Here is an 18,822-nt window from a genome sequence, read left to right as displayed (position 1 = left end):
TATAATGGTAGCAAATGGTTCGTCCGATAAGGAGATTGTACTGTGCCGAATCCTACTACTTTTTTTCTTAGTTCATCTGCACAAGACTCGCTGACGGATATTCGAAATACGGCATATACTGAAATACGGGAACTGGGGCATAATGCCGAAATGTACGAGAAGACTTTCGGGCCGTGGCCATCCTTCATAGAAGGAGCGAGACACTGCATAGAGAAAGTCAAGGAATGCGATGTTTTTTGCCTGTTTATCCATAATAAAGCAGGGACCATGTTGGATTCGGGACGAACGATTACACACCTGGAGTTTATGGAAGCTATCAATCAAAGGAAAGTATTGCTTTTATTCGCCGATCGGACTATCAAGCAGCAATATTTCACCGCCGTAAAGTGGGTAATCAAAGACTTTCTCGGAAAGTATAGAGCCGATTATAACCGCAACCCCTCCTACAAAGAAATTAGCGAATTTCTTGAAGCCGAGTCTCGGAAGAACGATTCGCCAATTCCCGCAAAGCAAGCTGTAGAACCTTACGTTTGGGTATTCCTATATGACATTATTGACGTGCATCAAAAGTATGTGGACGATCTTAGCATGGGTGTCGGAATTCGTTGGAAACAATACTTGAGCGATCTTTTACGGCAAGGGGTCGAGCTCATTCCCAGAAAAAAAGAAGCTCTTGAAAGCATGGATCTTGCGCAAGAATTCGGCGACTTCTCGGATTTTTCCATACACATGATGAAGTTTGTTACGATCAAGGATCTGAATTTAAAAAGAATCCTTGTACTGCTGCGGGAGACTTTATCCGGCGCAGTTATAGTCAACGATTTCCATTTGACAAAGGCGGTTGTCGGCAAAGTAAAAAGATGCTCCGCGATATGCGTATTTCGCCGAATCGAACGCACTTTGAGAAATGTTTGTTCCGATGGGGACACCGGCGGCGACAAAGACTTCGATCTCAAGGACAGCTCTTCTTTTGTCGCAATAACCTACAACAATTTTGAAAACGAAGAGCCCGCTCTGTTCTATATCGAATCGAAACGAATGTTTTACTTGACCTATAAAGTAGGCGAATATGTGATCTCCTACCACTTTCCCGTGGAATCGGAGTGGAATCAACAAATGTTTGAGGACTACAATGAAACGATTATTGATGGTATAATGGACGCACATGCCAATTCCATGGTTTTCGACTACATCAACACCGTGCTGGGAGGGTTGCAAAGATGAAGAATCGCCAAAGTCTGAAGAAGAGATATCGTCGGAACATGGCCGTTGCTTCCGTAAAAGTATCGGCAGCCCCCAAACACAATGTGTTTGTCGTACAGAACGGAGAAATTGTCCCTGCCATTTCGATTCCCGATGCTTTGCCAAAGGATGCGGTTCTCTTCGCCAAGTCGCGTCAAAGATCGGCGGGAAAAGCGATTCAACACAAACGTTCACGGCTCAAAGAGCTTGTGAAAAGCATCGAAAACATGACAAACGACCGGACCTACTCGTAATCGGGTAAGTCCGTTTTTTCTAACGACAGCCTGATCGCATACGATCTGGAGGCTTCTTGATGAAGCGGGTGCAACGTATAGCCGTATATAAAGGATCAATATTCCGCTATTGTCCCAAATTCCGATGCACGCTTGAAGATAACGGAACAGACTTCCGTTATATCGATCTTTGAGTGTGAAAATGGGTAGAGACCCTCGGAATTGCGGAACGGTTTTCCCTTATTTTGCATTTAACATGGGTATTCGGGACGATAGCATACTCCTGTTCCGCTATGGACGGATCTCCGTCCACTTGATCCGGCTATCTTATCGACAGGGCTGCCCGAACCATCTCCCCGCTACCGGGTCGCTCCCGCCTTGACCAGCGTATCGTTCACCGGTATGCTCACCGGCAAGCCGGTCTCCGCCGATTCGGTAGCGGCGATGGCGATGGCGGCGCTGTCCCGCGCTCCCCATATGCCCGGCATGGCCGGCTCGCCCTTCTTGATCAGATCGACGAATGTCCGTACGATCGAGGTGTCTCCGCCTCCGTGTCCGCCGGAACGGCGCTCGGGATAGTAGGTCTGCACTTCCTTCGAATGCCGCTTCATGACCGTAATTTTAAAATCTTGCTCATTGTTGTAGAAGCCGGTAATTTTCCCCTTCGTACCCGTAAACATGAATTCCCGCGTATACTCCGGCGTAAAGTGGCTCTCCAGGTAGGAAAGACGCGCCCCGTTGTTGTAATCGATTACTACGATCCCGTTGTCATGCGTGTCGATCTCCTCCGCGTAAACGCACAAATCGTCCTTCAACCGAACGCCGCCGTAATCCATCTCCAGCCCTTTGCGGTTGTCCACATAATAGGCGCATGTGGCCGTCTCGTCGCATGTCCGGCACCGTTTGTCGTTCGGAGCGCTGCCGCCGAACACGTCCAGTCCGCTGGAGCAGTACACTTTGACCGGAGAGGCGTCGATCAGCCAGTTGGCCAAATCGAGCGAGTGCGTTCCTTTCTCGAGGATCAGGCTTTTGACGTAATCTTTGCGGCGCCTTGGTCCGTGGTAGTAATAGTCGCCCCCGACCGAGACATTGTCGATTACGTTGCCGAGCTTGATGTCCCCGATTTCCCCCGAGGAAATAAGCCGTTTCATATCCTCCATAAGCGAGCAGTACCGCAGCTCGAGTCCGACCATGAACACCCGTTTCGCTTCCAGGCCTGCCTGTGCCATCAGGTCGCAATCTTCGATGGACTGCGCCATCGGCTTCTCCAAATAAACATGCTTGCCTGCCTTCAGCGAGGCGATCGTGTGCTCCCTATGGGCGTGATCGTTGCTGCAGATGACTACGGCATCCAGCCCGGGAAGCTGCAAAAACTGCTCCAGCGATTCCGTTGCCGGAATATCCCCGAGCTTCTCCTTCGCAAATGCCAAGCTTTCCGGCCGGATGTCGCAAAGTCCTACAATCTCGCAATCCGGATGCTTGCCGAAATAGGCGCCGCCGAAATAAACGCCGCGGTTTCCCGTCCCCAATATGCCGATACCTATTTTTTTGTGTGCCATTCGTATCCGCCGCGAATAACGCGGCTTCCCTCCCCTTGCCGATCAAAAGGATCGTGTCTCAACCACCCTCAGCGGGAACGCCGGTTGTAGTTCTACCCTTATCATAACGGGAATGATCTTTCGCGTTCTATACAACGTCATGCTCAAAATTGATACGATTCTGTCATTCGGCTTTGATCGCCATGGTATAATGGAATCCATCAGGCAGCACCTATGCCGTATTAGCGCGGAAAGGATGAGATCCGGATGATGCCTTCGGGCAATAAGCAAGAACCATCGGTCGGCAAACGGTTCCCGTTCCGGATGAGCCACGTCGCCAAGACGGTCCGCGGCCATCTCGTCACCCCCCATTGGCACGATCATCTCGAGTTTATTAAAGTCGTGGAAGGAACCGTTACGGTCACGCTGGACAATCATACGTTCACGGCGGAACAAAACGACATCATCTATATTAACAGCAGGCAGGTGCACGGGATCCAAGGCTCGACGGACGGCCCGTCGAGAATCATGGGCATGATTTTCGACAGGCTGTTCGTAACCAATTTGCTGGAAGGGTTCGAGACGAGGCAAATTTACAGCCTGTTCGTCCGGGCAAACTGGGTGCCAAATCCGATCCGATCCTCCGATCCGATGTGGCAAGAGCTCAATCGCGAGCTGGAAACGGCGGATGCCGAATACGCCCGCAAAGAAATTTGCTACGAGATGGCGATCAAATCGTGCATTTACCGGATGCTAACGACGATTATGCGCCATTATGCCCGGCAGCTGCCTGCGGTCGCCAAGGACGATTTGTCGATCCGCCCCGCCCTCGAATTTATCGAGGAGCGGTACGCCGAGCGGTTGTCGCTGGAAGAGGTCAGCAAGCTGACCAGCCGCAGCCCGTCCCGCTTCAGCCGCTTGTTCAAGGAAGTAACCGGCCTCACCTTTACCGACTATATAACGTCCACCCGGATCAATATGGCCAAGCAAATGCTCGTTACCGGCCAATGGACGATCACCGAAATCGCCGAGAAAACCGGCTTTTGCAACGTTCATTACTTCGGCAAAGTGTTCAAGGAATCGACCGGAGTAAGCCCGCTGCAATTCAAAAACGAGGCGATCCGCAAAGGGCTTGACGATTAGAAGCGCTTCTGATTATTCCCGACCGCCTCGTATCGCCATACGGTCGTTGGATTCTGCAGCGCTACCCTCCCGCTCCTTTACTTCTATTCTTCCTTTGCTGCCGCATCACCGAGTCTACGATATGAAGGAGGTATGCCCTTGTCCGTAACGGACGAGAGCCTGCCTCCTTCGTTTCTCTGCTGTACATGATTCACGGCCAATCAATCCGACTACCTGCCGGACCGGAATTCAAGCCCATTTCGCCGCCCATAGCTTCATTCCTTTGATGATCGGGTGCAAGTCCTCGCCCTTCGGCGTCAACGTGTATTCTACCGTAACGGGTACCGTCGGGTAGACGCGCCGTTCCAGCACTCCTTTTTCTTCCATGTGGCGCAGCGTGTTCGTCAGCGCGGTCGGACTGATGTTATGAATGTTCCGCTGCAGCTCCCCGAACCGCTTCGTCCCTCCGAACAGCTCTCGCAGTACGAGAAAAGCCCATTTTCCGCCGATTACGTCCAGCGTCTTCTCGATCGAGCACGGGATGCACGTCGCCTCCTTCGGCGCCGAGCCGGTTCTCGCCCCCTTCTTATGCTCGTGCTGCTCATTTGTAACGATTCCCGACGATTGAACCGGTTGCTGCGCCAACGGCTTTTCCAACGAATTTGCCACGGTTATGGCCTCCCGCTTTTTTTATAGTTAGTCAATAAAACTTTAGTAACTTGGCTATACGTAATTATATCAATCGGATTTTACTACTTTCAAAAGTGTACCAGCTTTTTTTATAATAAGAAAGACCCCTGATCAGGCAATTCGATGAAGTACATTCGTGCTATAGAGGTTGCCTTTCTTGGTTCAGAATGTTACGGTCCGCTTTTTATGAATGCGCTTCTGTAGCGCTCGGCGAACCTGGACATTCCGAATCGCTAGAAAAGGGGATGAACGGATAAACCGCCTACCATACTGGAGCGAAAAGGAGTGGTACGAAATGAAATACCGCAAACTGGCAAAAACAGGTCTCAAAGTAAGCGAAATCAGCCTTGGCAGCTGGCTTACCTACGGAGGCTACGTCGAGCGCGAGAACGCGGTCAATTCGATACGCCGGGCGTACGACTTGGGCATCAACTTTTTCGATACCGCCAACGTCTATGAACGCGGCGCCGCCGAAATCGTCGTGGGTGAAACGCTGAAGGAATATTCGCGCGAGTCCTATGTGCTCGCGACCAAAGTATTTTGGCCGATGGGCGAAGGCCCGAACGACCGCGGCTTGTCCCGCAAGCACGTTTTCGAGCAGCTGCATGCGAGCCTGAAACGGCTGGGTACGGACTATGTGGATATTTATTACTGCCACCGCTTCGATCCCGAGACGCCGATCGAGGAAACGCTGCGTACGATCGACGACTTCGTCAGACAAGGCAAAGTGCTGTACGCGGGCGTCAGCGAATGGACCGCGACGCAAATGGCTCAGGCGCTCGGAACGGCCGACCGCTATTTGCTCGACCGCATCGTCGTCAATCAGCCCGTATACAATATGTTCAACCGTTACATCGAGAAGGAAGTTATTCCGTTCGGTACGCAGAACGGCATCGGACAAGTCGTCTTCTCCCCGCTCGCCCAAGGCCTGCTGACGGGCAAATATCAATCCCCGAGCGATATTCCCGCAGATAGCCGCGCCGGCAAGCTGGAGAACATGCGAAAAGGGATTACGGAAGAGAAAATCGCCAAGGTCGCGCAGCTCGGCGGAATTGCCAAAGAGCTCGACATTACGGTAGGACAGCTGGCCATCGCCTGGATTTTGCGTCAGCCTAACGTAGCGAGCGCGCTTGTCGGCGCCAGCCGTCCGTCGCAAGTGGACGAGAACGCCAATGCGTCCGGTATCGAGCTGTCCGCGGAAGTGATCGAGCGCATCGAAACGATACTGAAATAAATAGCGGAGCCCGACCGACTGGATCGGATTGACGTAACGAGACACAAAGAGCCTCCAACGCCGCATCTGCACGATGCGGATTGGAGGCTTTTATCGATCGTTGAAATACGTCGCTTGACTTTTGTATGCAACCTGAAAGCAAAGGGCGAGAGCAACATGTTGCCGTAAATAGAGGAATAGATTTCCGTTATTGTCCCATATTTCGTTGCACTCCTGAAAATAACGGCACAGGCTTCCGCTATTTCCATCCTAGCGGGGGAAAATGGTTGTGAACAGTGGAATAGCGGAGCGGGCTTCCGCTATTCTGCTATCTACTCTGGTAATGGGATCAATAAGATACGCCAGTTCCGCTATTGTATGGATTCGCTGTCACCCAGGCACCGGCAAACGCGGCAAGCCTTCTCCGATCATACGATTCATGAACTTCTGTACGCCAACGATTCGGTCGAAGTTTTTTATCGCCCGTCAACCGGTTATGAGTTCGAACCGCCTCTTTGCTATAATAAATAACGAACCGCATCGCGCGGCAAAGGCTGCAGAGGAGAGATCGGACATGGCTTTCGGCATTACCCGAGGCGAACTGACCCGGTGGAAAGAGACCGTCTCCCGGGGCGAAATCGCTTATTTGACCCACTATTGGCTGGATGCCCGTTTCCCGGATTTCCGTACGGTAACGAAGGTCGGCTGTGCCGATCTGGAGCGTCTGTCCGGTTGGTGCCGAGCCCACGGCTTGAATCCCGGCTATATCCACAACCGTCCTCCGTTTCCCCACTTCGACCTGATGGGCCGGAAGCAAGTTGACGTATTGCGGCAGGAGAAGCTATGGGATCATATTACACGATTCCGGCTTGAGGAATAGCCGGAGCTTTTCCCGCACAAAAAAACCGGCTCCTTTCTCGCCCGAGAAAGAACCGGCAATGGACGAAGCGGGAAGGGCCGTCTAGTAGCCTTCCCGTCTGGGCAAAATTTTCATATATTCGTCGGACAACCTCATGAGCGCCATCGTGTAGTAGTAATCTTTTTTGTATTTGGCATAGTCGCTCACAGGCTGCAGCGTCCGGAGCGATACGGCTTTGCCGTCCTCGAAGCCTTCTCCCGGAATGAACAAAATATCGTCGTTGACGAAAGAACCTGTCGGCAAATAATAACGGATGCCGAACACGTTGCGGTCGGTGTTCATCAGATCGTGGCCGAAATGGACGTAATTGCTGTCCTCGAACGAAATACCGAGCAAGTTGGCAACCGTCGGCATCATATCCAATTGACCGCCGACCTGCTCCACGGTCTCGCCCTCCGTTTGCCCGGGCACATGCACGATAAACGGTACGTTGAACCGGGTCACATATTCATCGTACGGGATGCCGAGCAGACGCGTAACTTCCTCCGGATCGTTATACTGCGGCTTTAACCCGGAATGGTCGCCGTACACGACTACGATCGAGCTGTCCCATAACCCGGTTGCCTTCAGCTGATCGATAAACGTCCCGAGCGCATGATCGGCATAATTGACCGATTCCAAATATTCCCCCACCTGCGTATCCTTGTACTTCTCCGCCGGAAGCCGGATCTGCTTCTTATTGTCCGGAGTAACGAACGGATGATGACTGGATGCCGTAACGAACTGCGCGTAGAACGGAGTATCCTTCCCGCTGAGTCCCTTCAATTGTTGGATTCCCGTCCGGAACAGCTGTTCGTCGGAGGCGCCGAAAGCGTTGAATTCGTCGTTTTGGAAATACGGCTCGTCGTAATAACGGTCGAATCCGAGCGCAGGGTACATTTTATCGCGATCCCAGAACCGGACATCGTTCACATGGAACGTCATCGATTCGTAGCCTTCGGCCTTCAGCAATTTCGGAAGGCTCGGCAGCTCGCGGTTGCCGAATCCGGTCGACATCGGGATGCTCCCGGCCGGGTAGATCGACGTATTGAACATGAACTCGGCGTCCGACGTATTGCCTTGACCGATTTGCTGGAACACGTTCGGGAAATAGTAGCTGCTGCCCGCCAGCTCGTTCAGCACGGGCGTCAAAGGCTGACCTTCCACCGTGTACCCGATCGTGAAGTTTTGCAGCGACTCCACTTGTACGACGATCAGGTTTTTGCCTTTTTGCGTACCGAACAGCCTCGGCTCCTGCTCCCCGTCCGGCTTGCTTGCGCCGTAAGGATACTTGGATTGGACCGCGTTAATGATTCCCGCAGCCTGATCCGTGTCGGTAAATTTCGTTTCGCGGCTGTTCTCCCACGCTTCCAGTACGAAGGAGCTCTGGTAATTGAAAAATCCGAGCTTCTCCGCCCGAATAAGCTCGTTGCGAACTTTGCCCTCGACCCGGATCGACAACGCCGATACCGCCAAAGCGACGACCACGACAGCGGCCATAGACGCCTTTCGAAGCGGAAAGCTGCTCCATACGTTAATGTTGCGCCGCCTCCAAACGATCCACAACAGAACGGCTGCAGCCAGATCGACGAAAAAAATATAATTTTCCGGATGCATCGCCCGTTTCACGCTATTCGACACCTGCAAAACCTGCTTTAGCCCATAAAGCGAGGTATACGTTACGATCGAACCGAAATGGGTATAATACAACGTCGCAGCGAACAAAATAAGCGAAGCGACGATGTTCAAGCTCCAGAAGGCCGCTCGCTTCGCCCTTCCCGGGACGAACAATTCTATCAGTCCCGCAATGACTACGACGGAAGCAAGGTCTAGCGCGACTCCGCCCCAATCGATTTTATGATAGATGAACACCCGCAGCACGATAAGCTTGATCCAGATGAATACGGTTATGCGAAAAAACAGGCTTTTCCACAAGAACGGCGCAGTTCGGTCGTTCCTCATATCCGACTCCTCCTATTCTCAGAAAACCTCCATCGGCGTATATTAACCTTCCAACCTTAAAACAACCTTAAAATAGCCAAGGAAAACAACTGTTTCCGCATATTGTCAAACAATGTTCATAGTACGCCGGTTCTATAGCAAAAAAAGACCGCCGACTAGTCGGTGGTCTGAACGCTTAACTTCTAATTGCAGCACACTCAGGCGGATATGAATGATACCGTCCGAACCGTGTTCATCGCCCAAATGGCGACGGTTCAAACCTCCTTCAGCTCCGTTCCGCTTCGAGTCTCCGCACCTCGGCCGACAGCTCCTGAACCGCCTTGATCAACGGAGCGACGAATTCCTCGTAGCGCAAGCCTTGCTTGCCCGTCGTCCGGTCTTCCGTCCAGCCTGCGAAGTCGTCGACGCCGAGCGACCCGAGCGCTCCCTTCACCTCCTGGGCGATTAGGCCATAATGCGGTCTGCCGGTAGCCTGCAGCGTATACGAAACCGGACGCAGCGCTTCGATAAACGCCAAGCCGAGCTCGCTATCGCGGACATTCGCCTTATCCCGGACGTCCGACGTTACGATCACGGGAGTCGCCGAATAAATTTCGCTCCACCGGTTCGTTGCCGAGCCTAACGTGTAAGCGTTGTCAACCGCAGGCTGGAGATCGTTCGTCCGAACGGCCGTGCCGTTCATGTACAACGTGTCGGCCCGCCACTCGATTCCGTCGACTGAAGCTCCCGTGCGCTGCACCAGCTCGTAATCGACCGCTCCCCCATCGGAATCGTTCAATATTTGCCGGTTCAACGAACCGTTGTTGACGGTCATCCGCCAATGCTTGCCGTCCGCCGCTCCGTCGGTCTCGCGCATGACGAGAAACGGCTGCTTGCTCTCGAGCTGCATATCTTTCTGCACGATCGAGAGGCGGCTGCGGTCCACCGTTCCGAATTCGTATTTGGTCCATCCGTTGGAGAAAACGTGAGGGCCCACGATTATATCGCGGGAGTTGTTTTGGAAGCTGATTCCCGTGCCGGATGTTCCCTGAAAGTTCAGACCGTCATATACGTGCTGCGCGCAATTGTTCAAGTAGATGCCGTAATGCAGTCCCAAGCCGGGAATGAGACCGTCGAGCGTAAGCCCGTTGCTGCCCGTAAAATGGAAGCCGTACGACGTCCCCGTAAACACCGTCACGCTCGTGTCCGCCTGTACGCGGATATTGCCGATCCACGATTTCCCCACGTTTTCCAGCTTGATGCCGTACCAATCGCCGCCATGGTCGTAACCGGACTTGTGCCGTCCGATCGCGACGTTATGGATCGCCGTCCACGACCGGTTGTTCAGAAACAACCCGACCTTCTGGGCGTTTACCAGCGTATCGTGAATGCGCCCTTCGGAGAAAACGGTCGTCCCCGTCGAGACGATCCCTTCGTAGGAATGGGCGATATCGACATGCGAGATGAAGAAAAAGACGCGATTGCCGATCTCGATTCCTCGCTTCACCCCATGCGTCGTCACTTTGCTAATCCGGACCGACAAAGCGCCGCCGCCCGCGGTCATGGTCAGAAACGTATGATCCGGCTGCGCCTGCGGATCGCTCGACGTCAAGTATACGCCTATCGCGTCGACATCCTCGATATAGGCGCCCCAGCAGTCGCCCAAACGGATATAGTTCTCCCAGCCGTAGTCGTAGACGAACCCGGAAGAAACATTTTGCAGCACGTCGCCGCGAAACTCCAAGCCCGTAAAGAAATACCGCGTCCGGTATGTGTAATACAGGGAGGAATCGGCAGGAGTCGCGATCGCGTAACGGCCGTGAGCTCCCCGGGTCATAAGCGTCATATGCTCGACACCGCCTTCCTTCCCGACGATCGACTCGGCTTGAAAGACGATGCCGTCAAGCCCGGCCATCTGGTCGAACATCAAGGTCGTACGCCCGCTGCCCTCGCCGACCAGTCTGACGAGCGGAGCCGACAGCGTGCTCGTGAACCGGTATATGCCCGCTGGGAAATGGACGTTTCGCCCCGCTGCCGCATCCAAGGCGGCTTGGATCGCCGCGGTATCGTCGGTTGCGCCGTCGCCCGCAGCCCCGTGGCAGCGGACATCGATCCAGTCCGGCCGGCATCGGCCTCCGCCGCCATGCGGCGGTCCATATACCGATTCCGTTACCGGGCCTCCTTTGGCATAGGCTGACGGCACAGCGCCTCGAATCCATCCTCCAGCCGCCAGTGCCGCTCCAGCCACGCCGATTCCGGCCAAAAACTTTCTCCTCCCGCTATCCGTACGGTTATGTGCCATACCCGCCGCTTCCGCTTCGTCCGGCAGCTGGCCGGTATACGGCGTGTTCTCCACATTGTCGCGATTCCCGTTCATAAAAGTTCGCCTCCCGTTTATGGCGCCGATTCGGCAATATCCTTTTGAACTGCTCCCGGTGTCGCTTAATCGTCCGCTCCCGCATTCCGGCCTGACGTCGCGGGCGTACCGTTCTTGTCCCACTCCGCTTTGCGGTAGCTTTGCGGGGCGATGCCCTCCGTTTTTTTGAATATGCGCAGAAAGGTCGTACGGCTGTTGATCCCGACCCGTTCGGCGATATCGCCGATCGTCATATCCGTCCCGGAGAGCAGCAGCTTCGCTTGATCGATGCGAACCCGATTCATATATTCGGTAATATTCATCCCGGTCTTTTCCTTGAATATCCGCGAAACGTACTTGGGCGACAGGCCGAGACGATCGGAGATGCTTTCCAAATACAGCTCGCGTCCGTATTCCGTTTCGATCATGTCTGTTATGGCGGATATGAGGGAATTCGCCTTGTAAGTTTGCTGCCTCGCGCCCAGCTCGGCTGCGAGACGGTCATAGAAGCCCAGCAGCATCTCCTTCTTGTTTTCGTAACGGACCGGCCATTCGTCCGAGTCGCCCAGCAGTCCGTCGGCCTCTTCGGATACGAGCCGATCTCGGTCGAGGCCTTGCTCCATCACGAAGCGCAGCCCCGTCCGGTACAGGTCCGTCAGCAGCACGGCCAGAGCGTGCGGGGAAGCGCCCCGTTCCTCGTGCTGGCGCACAAACTCCGACACTTTTTCCTTAACGGCCGCCTCCCCCGCCTTCAGACCGTTCATCAGCTTGATCTCGTCGGCGAACGTATACAAGACGCTCGGACGGATTGCGAGCCGTTCGTACTGGACAATTTCGCAATCGCTGGCTCCGTCGGCGTGCTGAAGAGCCAGCATCGCTTCCTTGTACGATTCGCCGATACCTCTTACCCCTTCGCGGACTTGGCCGATGCCTACCCGGATGATGCAATATTGCAAATCGAATTGAAACGTCCGCATGAATTCGTCCAGCGCTTTGCGCAGCGCGGCCTGATCGTCGTCCCCTTCACCGGGCTCGATAACGCATACGTACAGATGACGGGTGCATTCCAGCACGTACAGCCGGAAGTGCACGCCCAGAAACGCCCCGATCAGCTTCCTCAGCTTGCTCCAGACGACTATCCGGTCCTCGTCCGGGATATGCTCGTAGAACGCTTCCTTGAATTGAAAATGAATGTTGCAGACGCGGTAACCGTCCTTCGCAAAACCGAGCCGTTCCCGGAACAGCTTGTGCAGCTCGGCCTCGTTCGGAATTTCCCGATCCTTGATCAAATGGAGCAGCGTCTGGTCCATATATTCGCTCCATACGCTGTTGAGCTGCAACTCGAACGTACGACTGCTCCGAATCAGGCGGCGAATGCCGTGGCCGATCTCGCCATAGTCGTCGGAAGCCGGCTCCGGATCGTCGCGCGGTTCGCCGGGATCGGCCAAAGCGTCCTTGATTCGCTGTATCGGGGTATACAGCTTGAATGCGAATATAAACGAAAAGGACAGTCCGATGACGACAAGCACGGCACAGATCAGAACGATCATGTTCAAAATGCCGCTCGCCCGATCCGCAAACTCGGCCATCGGAGTCAACGCATACAGCTTCCAGCCGTATACGTCCGACTGGACGTAAGAGACGAAGTAGTCCTTCCCGCCGAGCGCCAGCTCCAAGCTGCCCGCGTTGCCGTCCGGGAACGATTCGGCCAGCTTGCCCGGTATCGGCGACTCCTTGTCGGCCGCGTCCTCCATCCCGAACACGACCCTGCCTCGTCCGTCGAGCGCCACGAACCGCGTCGAAGGAAACGCGGCGTTTCCTTTCAGCGTGCTGCGCAACGATTCGACGGAAATATTGGCCGCGAGCACGGCGTTATTGCCGCGCACCATGCTTGCGACGATCACCGGAACGACGATCCCGGAGCCGCGGACTGTCCGTAATGTTGACGGCTCCAATATATCGATCACCCGCTCGGAGCGGATCGTCCTCCTCCAGTACTCCGCATCGAACGATCCATAGCTCATCACCCGGCCGAAAAACGGCTCGAAGTCTTCGATGCCGGAAGTCGTATACACCTTGTCGTGATCGATGAACATGAACAAATCATCGGCGAATTCCGTCAAAATCGCCCCGGTTCGCTTCAAGCTTTGCAAAATGTCCAGCAAGCCCGCCCGATCCTCGAGCGTATATTGGTCATCGGGCTTCAACAGCCCGTTCACCTTCGCATCGCTGAAAAAGCCGATTCCCGCCTCCTGCACCGTCCGCAGATGGGCATCGATCAGGTCGGCCGAAAACCGCAGACTCATCGCCGATCTCGCGGCGAATTCGCTCTTGTATTCGGACACGAAATTGACATACGTGACGACGCCGATCACGACGATCGGAATGAGGAGAGACAAGAAGTAGAGCAGGATTTTGTAAAAAAGCCGGTTTGCGGGTATCCTCAGTCTCAACGCTGCTCATCCTCCGAATTCCATAATCGTCGTGCCGTTATATCGTTTCGATCGGCACGCGCAAGGCCGACACGCCTTCCTTGCAGACCGAGTAAATGACATGAAGAAAGCCGCCGTGCACGAGCGTATGCGGATAACCGTAGTCGCCGCCCTTGTACATGCCCGGGAATTGCCGCTCGCAAGACTCATCCTTCAGTATAAAGTGCCGGTCGAAGCGGAATCCGTCTTCGGACAGCGACAGCACCAAAGGATTTCGCCGTCCGCGAGGCAGCGGGTCGGGCGTGCCGACATAATAAATTCGGCCGTCGGGCAATGTTCCGAAATGAAACTTGCTGTTGTTGTCGGTAAACGGCGTCGGTTCCGGCTCGGTCCAGGTCATGCCGTCATCGCCGCTGCGCGTTACCCACAGCCGTCCCGCTCCGCTCCTCAGCATCATGTGGATCATCCCGTCCGCGGTCTCGTAAAACGAGCCTTCGCACAAGCCGGCCGGCCATCCTTTCATTTCTTTGACCCGCCAAAACGATTCCGAGTCGTCGACAATGGAACTCTCCGCCTCCGGCGGGTAAATGCCCGCGCGGGTCCAGCCGGACAAGCCGGTCGGATCGTCCGTATAAGGGAACATGATATTGCCGCTGATGATCAGTCTTCCGGAGCGTGTCCGCTGCGGCCCGTGATTCGGGATAATCGGCACGTGCAGCGGAATCGGCGCGCTCCACCGGGAGCCGTCCTTTGTCGAGACCGCGTACAGCGACGTGTTCATATGTCCGCGGTCCCCGTCCTTGCGCGAGCCGTTCTCCAGATGCTCGGCCTTGTATTCGTACTGCCCGCAGTAGGCGACCAGCTCGTCTCCGTACTGATGGAATCCGGCCGCCGTCAATACGGCGTCTGCATAAATCCCCGGCGTGGAATCGACGAGCGGGCACGGCTCGGACCAGCGGACGAAATCGTCCGATGAGGATATCATCAGCCTCTGCCCGACATCGTCCTCATTGACTTTGCCGCTCGACCAGATGGCGTAATAACGGCCGTTGTAAGAAGCGAGATGCGGATGATGCGAGTACGACCATTGCCCGTCGGCGCCAGGCTTGAATATAGTAACGGTTTCAACGTGCAGCTTGGCCCGCTTCCGCTCATTGAGCGAATTCACGATCGTCGTCATCGCTTCACCCGGCTCATCGCCGTATTATAGATGGTCTCGAGCTGCGGCACGCCGTTGTCGTTCAACGCTTTGACGAAGGCGTCGAATTCGCCGAGCGGCTTCGCGCCCATGATGAATTTGAGCACATCGGCCAATATCGGGCTCAGCTTCGAAGTAATTTGCTTGATCTGCTCGTTTTCTTCGTCCGTAAATGGCGGCTTCAACGACGGAGCGCGGATTTTCGAGCCCGGATCTTTGTCGATCTGCTCGCCCCAGCGCACCAGATCGGGGTCGGATACTTGGATGATCGGCGTCTCGTCGACATGCGGGGCGATGGTCAAATATCCAGCGCCCAGCTCGGACAGCATCGCGCGCGCCGGATCGGCGGCCGTCTTGTATTTGTCGATAACGGCGTCCAGCAGCTTGGGCTTTCCGTTCGCGATGTCGAACGTCTCCCCGCGCACCCCGAAGTTCGCGACAAGGGTTCCTTCTTCGCTGTACAGCCAGTCGTAAAATTTCACGATCGCGGCGGGATCTTTCACCTTCGAGCTTACCGCGTACAGCTCGGAAATCCAACCGGCCTTCGGATAGGCGAAGCCGCGGATGCTCCCTTTGCCGTTGCCCAAGTACGGGATCAGGTCGAGCTTCGCTTCCGGGTTATCCTTTTGCATAGCCTGATTATAATTGACGGCGAACGTATTGTTGTCGAAGTAGAAAAACGCTTTCCCCGTGCTGAGCTTCTCCGCCCATTTCTGCTGCGTATTGACCGCGAAATCGGGATCGAGCAGCTTCTCGGCGTACAGCTTGTTCAAATAAGCGAGCACTTCCTTGAATTCCGGCTTGTTCGTCCCGTATACGTAGGAGCCGCCCTTGACGTCGGGATCGAAATACATGCCGTAGCCGGAGCCCATTCCGTATGCGACAGCGTCCAGAATCGAACCCATCCCCCGGGCCGTCCACGGCGTAGAGTCGGGATAGGCCGCCTTCAGCTGCTTCAAGGTTGCGTACAGCTCGTCGTAGGTCGCCGGCGTCTTCAAATTGTGTTTTTTCAGCAAATCGGTGCGGATCATCGGCGCCTTGCCGGCGGACAGCTGATTTTGCGCGGTAATCGGGAAGCCGTACAGCTTGCCGTCAATCAGCAGCTTGTTCGTCTCCGGATTGTCCTGCAGCCGTTTTTTCAAATTCGGCGCCTGGTCCAAATAATCGGAAATGTTCAGGAAAATGCCCGTTTTCGCATATTGAAAAATATCGTTCTGATCGACCAGTATCACGTCCGGAATGTTGTTCGTGCCGATCAGCACCTGCTTCTTGTCCTTGTAGTTGCTCTGCGGCACGCCTTCCACCTGGAGCGTGACGCCCGTCTGCTTGGCGATCTCCTTCAGCACCGGCGTATTTTGCTTGAGCGCCTGCGACGGATGCTCGTAGCGGATCATTTTCAGCGTCATCGGCTTGGCGCCTTGCTGCGCTTCGGTCCCGCCGGCATCGGTCTTGTTGCCCGAGCAGCCCGACAGCAGCACTGCGGTAGAAGCCGCGGACAGCAGGAGTCCGGTCTTCCATCGTTTGTTTGACATTGTACCCCTCCGTTAACCATTGTAACAGCATTCATTCGACGTGGAAAAGCATAGGACGCGCGTGCAAGCCGTCCGCGAGGCGGCCGCCCTCATCCTTTCAAGGAGCCGATCATCACCCCCTTGATGAAATACTTTTGAATGAACGGATAGACCGCGATAATCGGCGCCACGACGATCATGATGACCGCATATTTGATATTCGTGGACGTTACCGCCGCATACGGTCCGCTCAGCTCTTGGCTTTGCTCCGACATTTGCCCCATAACGACGATATTGCGCAGCAAAATTTGTACGGGATATTTCGCCTTCTCGTTCAAGTAAATCAAGGCCGGGAAGAAGCTGTTCCAATGGCCGACGGCATAAAACATCGAGATCGTGGCGATGATCGGCAGCGACAGCGGCAGGACGAGCCTCCACAGCACAAGCAGCTCGCTCGCCCCGTCGATGCGTGCCGATTCGAACAGCTCGTTCGGAAGTCCCTGGAAAAACGTCCGCATGACGATCATGTTCCAAGCGCTGATCGCTCCCGGAACGACGAGCGCCCACATCGTGTTGACCATCCCCAGCTTTTGCACGAGCAGATACGACGGAATCAAGCCCCCGCTGAAAAACATCGTAAATACGATAAGCAGCGTAAAAAAGCCTCTTCCGTAAAACTCTTTCTTGGACAGCGGGTACGCGCATAAAATCGTGCAGACCATGTTGACCAACGTCCCAATGACGGTGTACAGCACCGTATTCGCATAGGAACGGATGATTGCCGGATCCTCCAGCAACAGGCGGTACGTATCCAGGTTCGGGCCGACCGGCCAAAAGCTCACTTCGCCCCTCAGGACGGAATGGCCGTCGCTGATCGATACGACGAAGATATGGTACAGCGGATAAAACGTAATGAAGATGAGACCCAGCATGAACGCGATATTGAACGTATCGAACGTTATGGAGGCGATGCTTCGGCGTATTTTCACCGGATTCCCTTCTTTCTCGGCCGATTTGCGGTTTTTCGGGCACAGCTTACCACAGGCTCGTTTCGCTCACTTTTTTGCTGACCCGATTGGCGAAGGTAAGCAGCAGGACGGCGATCACCGAATTGAACAGCCCCACGGCCGTCGCGTAGCTGAAATCGCTCGAGATGAGCCCTCTCCGGTATACATGCAAGGCGATGACGTCGGATGCATCCTGGTTGGACCCGTTGGACAACAGCAATATTTTCTCGAACGAAACGTTCATCACCGCTCCGATATTGAACAGGAGCAGGATGACGATCGTAGGCGCGATTCCCGGCAGCGTCACATGGATCATTTGCTTCCACCGGTTCGCCCCGTCGATAGTCGCCGCCTCGTACAGCTGCGGATCGATCGCCGTCAAGGCGGCCAAATAAATGATCGAGCCCCAGCCGATCCCCTGCCAAATTTCCGATCCGATGTAAATCGAGCGGAACCATTCCGGGCTCATCAGGAAATGGACCGGCTCCAAGCCGAGCAACCCCATAAATTGATTCATAATCCCGTCATAGGACATGAAGTTGACGATAATCCCGACCACCACGACCGTAGACAAAAAATGCGGCAAATAGCTGACCGTCTGTACGAACCGCTTGAACACATGATGCTTCAATTCGTTCAACAGGAGCGCCAGTACGATAGGAGCCGGGAACGAAAACATAATATGGTACAAGCCGATCAGCAGCGTGTTCCGGACAAGCTTGTAAAAGTACGGATCGGTCAAAAACTGGCGGAAATATTTCGTTCCGACCCAGGGGCTGTCGAATACGCCCTGGAACACGTTGTAGTTTTTGAAGGCGATCAGGATCCCGAACATCGGTACGTAGTGGAACACGAGAAAATAGACGAGCGGGATGAAAAACATGACATAGTACGCTTTGCTGCGAATCATTGCTTTTACGATGGCGATCACTTCCCGTATCGATGTTGTAGCGGCGGAGCAGCGTGTCAGGCGGATTGCGATATGACCCTTGCCCTGCCGTCGGATTTCAGTATAGGCCGGGGCACCGCCATATCAAATAACCAATGCCCTCTCCGGTGCGCCACTTTTCCGCTTGGCCCGCAAGATTCATTTATCCGCCTGATGCAATTGACCTTATTGCTGGGGAAATATGCTTGTAAACAATAGTGAAAAGCGTGGTCGGACGCTAGTTAGCCGCCGAGTACAGCACAGTCCGTCCCCAGCCAATTGCTCCGGCTGCTGCCAGCGTTCAGTACAGTGAAGCTTGATCAGAGGGTGGAATCGGTGTACGTGAATTATCGAAAACGAAACATTGAGAGGGGAGATAGGCGGTGTCGGGCGCATGCGAGAAACGTATCGCAAGGAGGACAAGGGAGAAATAGGGATCGAAGATTGAGGCGCTGGGCCATTAGGGTTCGGGGTTCCGGGTTCGGGGTTCGGGGTTCGGGGTTCGGGGTTCGG

14 protein-coding genes are annotated in these 18,822 nt (G+C 54.6%); 5 read left to right on the top strand and 9 right to left on the bottom strand.

What is annotated here, in order from left to right; translation table 11 throughout:
• Positions 1–42: 42 nt before the first annotated feature.
• Together FE784_RS34250 and FE784_RS34245 are read left to right on the top strand one after the other, a co-directional pair.
• A complete protein-coding gene (locus tag FE784_RS34250; protein ID WP_139606751.1) occupies positions 43–1,224 on the top strand; it encodes a DUF4062 domain-containing protein in 1,182 nt (393 codons plus the stop codon).
• Positions 1,221–1,496, top strand: a complete 276-nt coding sequence (locus FE784_RS34245; protein ID WP_139606750.1) for a hypothetical protein — start codon at positions 1,221–1,223, stop codon at positions 1,494–1,496. The genes FE784_RS34250 and FE784_RS34245 overlap by 4 nt, the downstream gene beginning before the upstream one ends.
• A 338-nt stretch (positions 1,497–1,834) precedes the next feature.
• Here the strand turns inward: FE784_RS34245 and FE784_RS34240 are convergent, their stop codons facing one another.
• Entirely contained in the window at positions 1,835–3,034 is a 1,200-nt protein-coding gene (locus FE784_RS34240) for a Gfo/Idh/MocA family protein (RefSeq protein ID WP_139606749.1), read from the bottom strand.
• Between the two features lie 246 nt (positions 3,035–3,280).
• Between FE784_RS34240 and FE784_RS34235 the strand changes: the two genes are divergently transcribed.
• On the top strand, positions 3,281–4,156 hold the full coding sequence (locus tag FE784_RS34235) for a helix-turn-helix domain-containing protein (protein ID WP_139606748.1): 876 nt from the start codon (positions 3,281–3,283) through the stop codon (positions 4,154–4,156).
• A 228-nt stretch (positions 4,157–4,384) separates the two neighbouring features.
• Here FE784_RS34235 and FE784_RS34230 read toward each other — a convergent pair whose 3' ends face one another.
• A complete protein-coding gene (locus FE784_RS34230; RefSeq protein WP_176706720.1) occupies positions 4,385–4,678 on the bottom strand; it encodes a winged helix-turn-helix transcriptional regulator in 294 nt (97 codons plus the stop codon).
• A gap of 442 nt (positions 4,679–5,120) precedes the next feature.
• Here FE784_RS34230 and FE784_RS34225 point away from each other — a divergent pair, with 442 nt between their 5' ends.
• Both FE784_RS34225 and FE784_RS34220 read left to right on the top strand, forming a co-directional pair.
• Positions 5,121–6,059: an aldo/keto reductase family protein gene (locus FE784_RS34225; RefSeq protein WP_139606747.1), complete on the top strand. Its 939-nt coding sequence runs from the start codon at positions 5,121–5,123 to the stop codon at positions 6,057–6,059.
• 553 nt (positions 6,060–6,612) lie between these two features.
• Entirely contained in the window at positions 6,613–6,918 is a 306-nt protein-coding gene (locus FE784_RS34220; protein WP_139606746.1) for a hypothetical protein, read from the top strand.
• A gap of 81 nt (positions 6,919–6,999) precedes the next feature.
• Here the strand turns inward: FE784_RS34220 and FE784_RS34215 are convergent, their stop codons facing one another.
• The 7 genes from FE784_RS34215 to FE784_RS34185 form a co-directional block, all read right to left on the bottom strand.
• The gene (locus FE784_RS34215) at positions 7,000–8,898 is read right to left on the bottom strand and encodes an LTA synthase family protein (RefSeq protein ID WP_139606745.1); all 1,899 of its coding nucleotides are present in this window, start codon (positions 8,896–8,898) and stop codon (positions 7,000–7,002) included.
• Positions 8,899–9,163: 265 nt separating this feature from the next.
• Entirely contained in the window at positions 9,164–11,254 is a 2,091-nt protein-coding gene (locus FE784_RS34210) for a tail fiber domain-containing protein (protein ID WP_139606744.1), read from the bottom strand.
• Positions 11,255–11,319: 65 nt separating this feature from the next.
• Positions 11,320–13,686 (bottom strand): helix-turn-helix domain-containing protein, encoded by a 2,367-nt coding sequence (locus FE784_RS34205; protein ID WP_139606743.1) that lies wholly within the window; start codon positions 13,684–13,686, stop codon positions 11,320–11,322.
• 37 nt (positions 13,687–13,723) lie between these two features.
• Positions 13,724–14,845, bottom strand: coding sequence for an exo-alpha-sialidase (locus tag FE784_RS34200; RefSeq protein WP_139606742.1), 1,122 nt, complete (start codon positions 14,843–14,845; stop codon positions 13,724–13,726).
• The gene (locus tag FE784_RS34195; protein WP_139606741.1) at positions 14,842–16,395 is read right to left on the bottom strand and encodes an extracellular solute-binding protein; all 1,554 of its coding nucleotides are present in this window, start codon (positions 16,393–16,395) and stop codon (positions 14,842–14,844) included. The genes FE784_RS34200 and FE784_RS34195 overlap by 4 nt, the downstream gene beginning before the upstream one ends.
• Positions 16,396–16,484: 89 nt before the next feature.
• Complete coding sequence (locus tag FE784_RS34190) at positions 16,485–17,363, bottom strand: carbohydrate ABC transporter permease (RefSeq protein WP_246132317.1); 879 nt, start codon at positions 17,361–17,363, stop codon at positions 16,485–16,487.
• Positions 17,364–17,409: 46 nt separating this feature from the next.
• Positions 17,410–18,312, bottom strand: coding sequence for an ABC transporter permease (locus FE784_RS34185; RefSeq protein ID WP_246132316.1), 903 nt, complete (start codon positions 18,310–18,312; stop codon positions 17,410–17,412).
• Positions 18,313–18,822: the final 510 nt, after the last annotated feature.

This window comes from Paenibacillus hemerocallicola, assembly GCF_006265175.1.
In the GTDB taxonomy this organism is placed as follows: Bacteria; Bacillota; Bacilli; order Paenibacillales; family NBRC-103111; genus Paenibacillus_AB; species Paenibacillus_AB hemerocallicola.
This window is presented reverse-complemented; position numbering and strand designations above follow the sequence as displayed.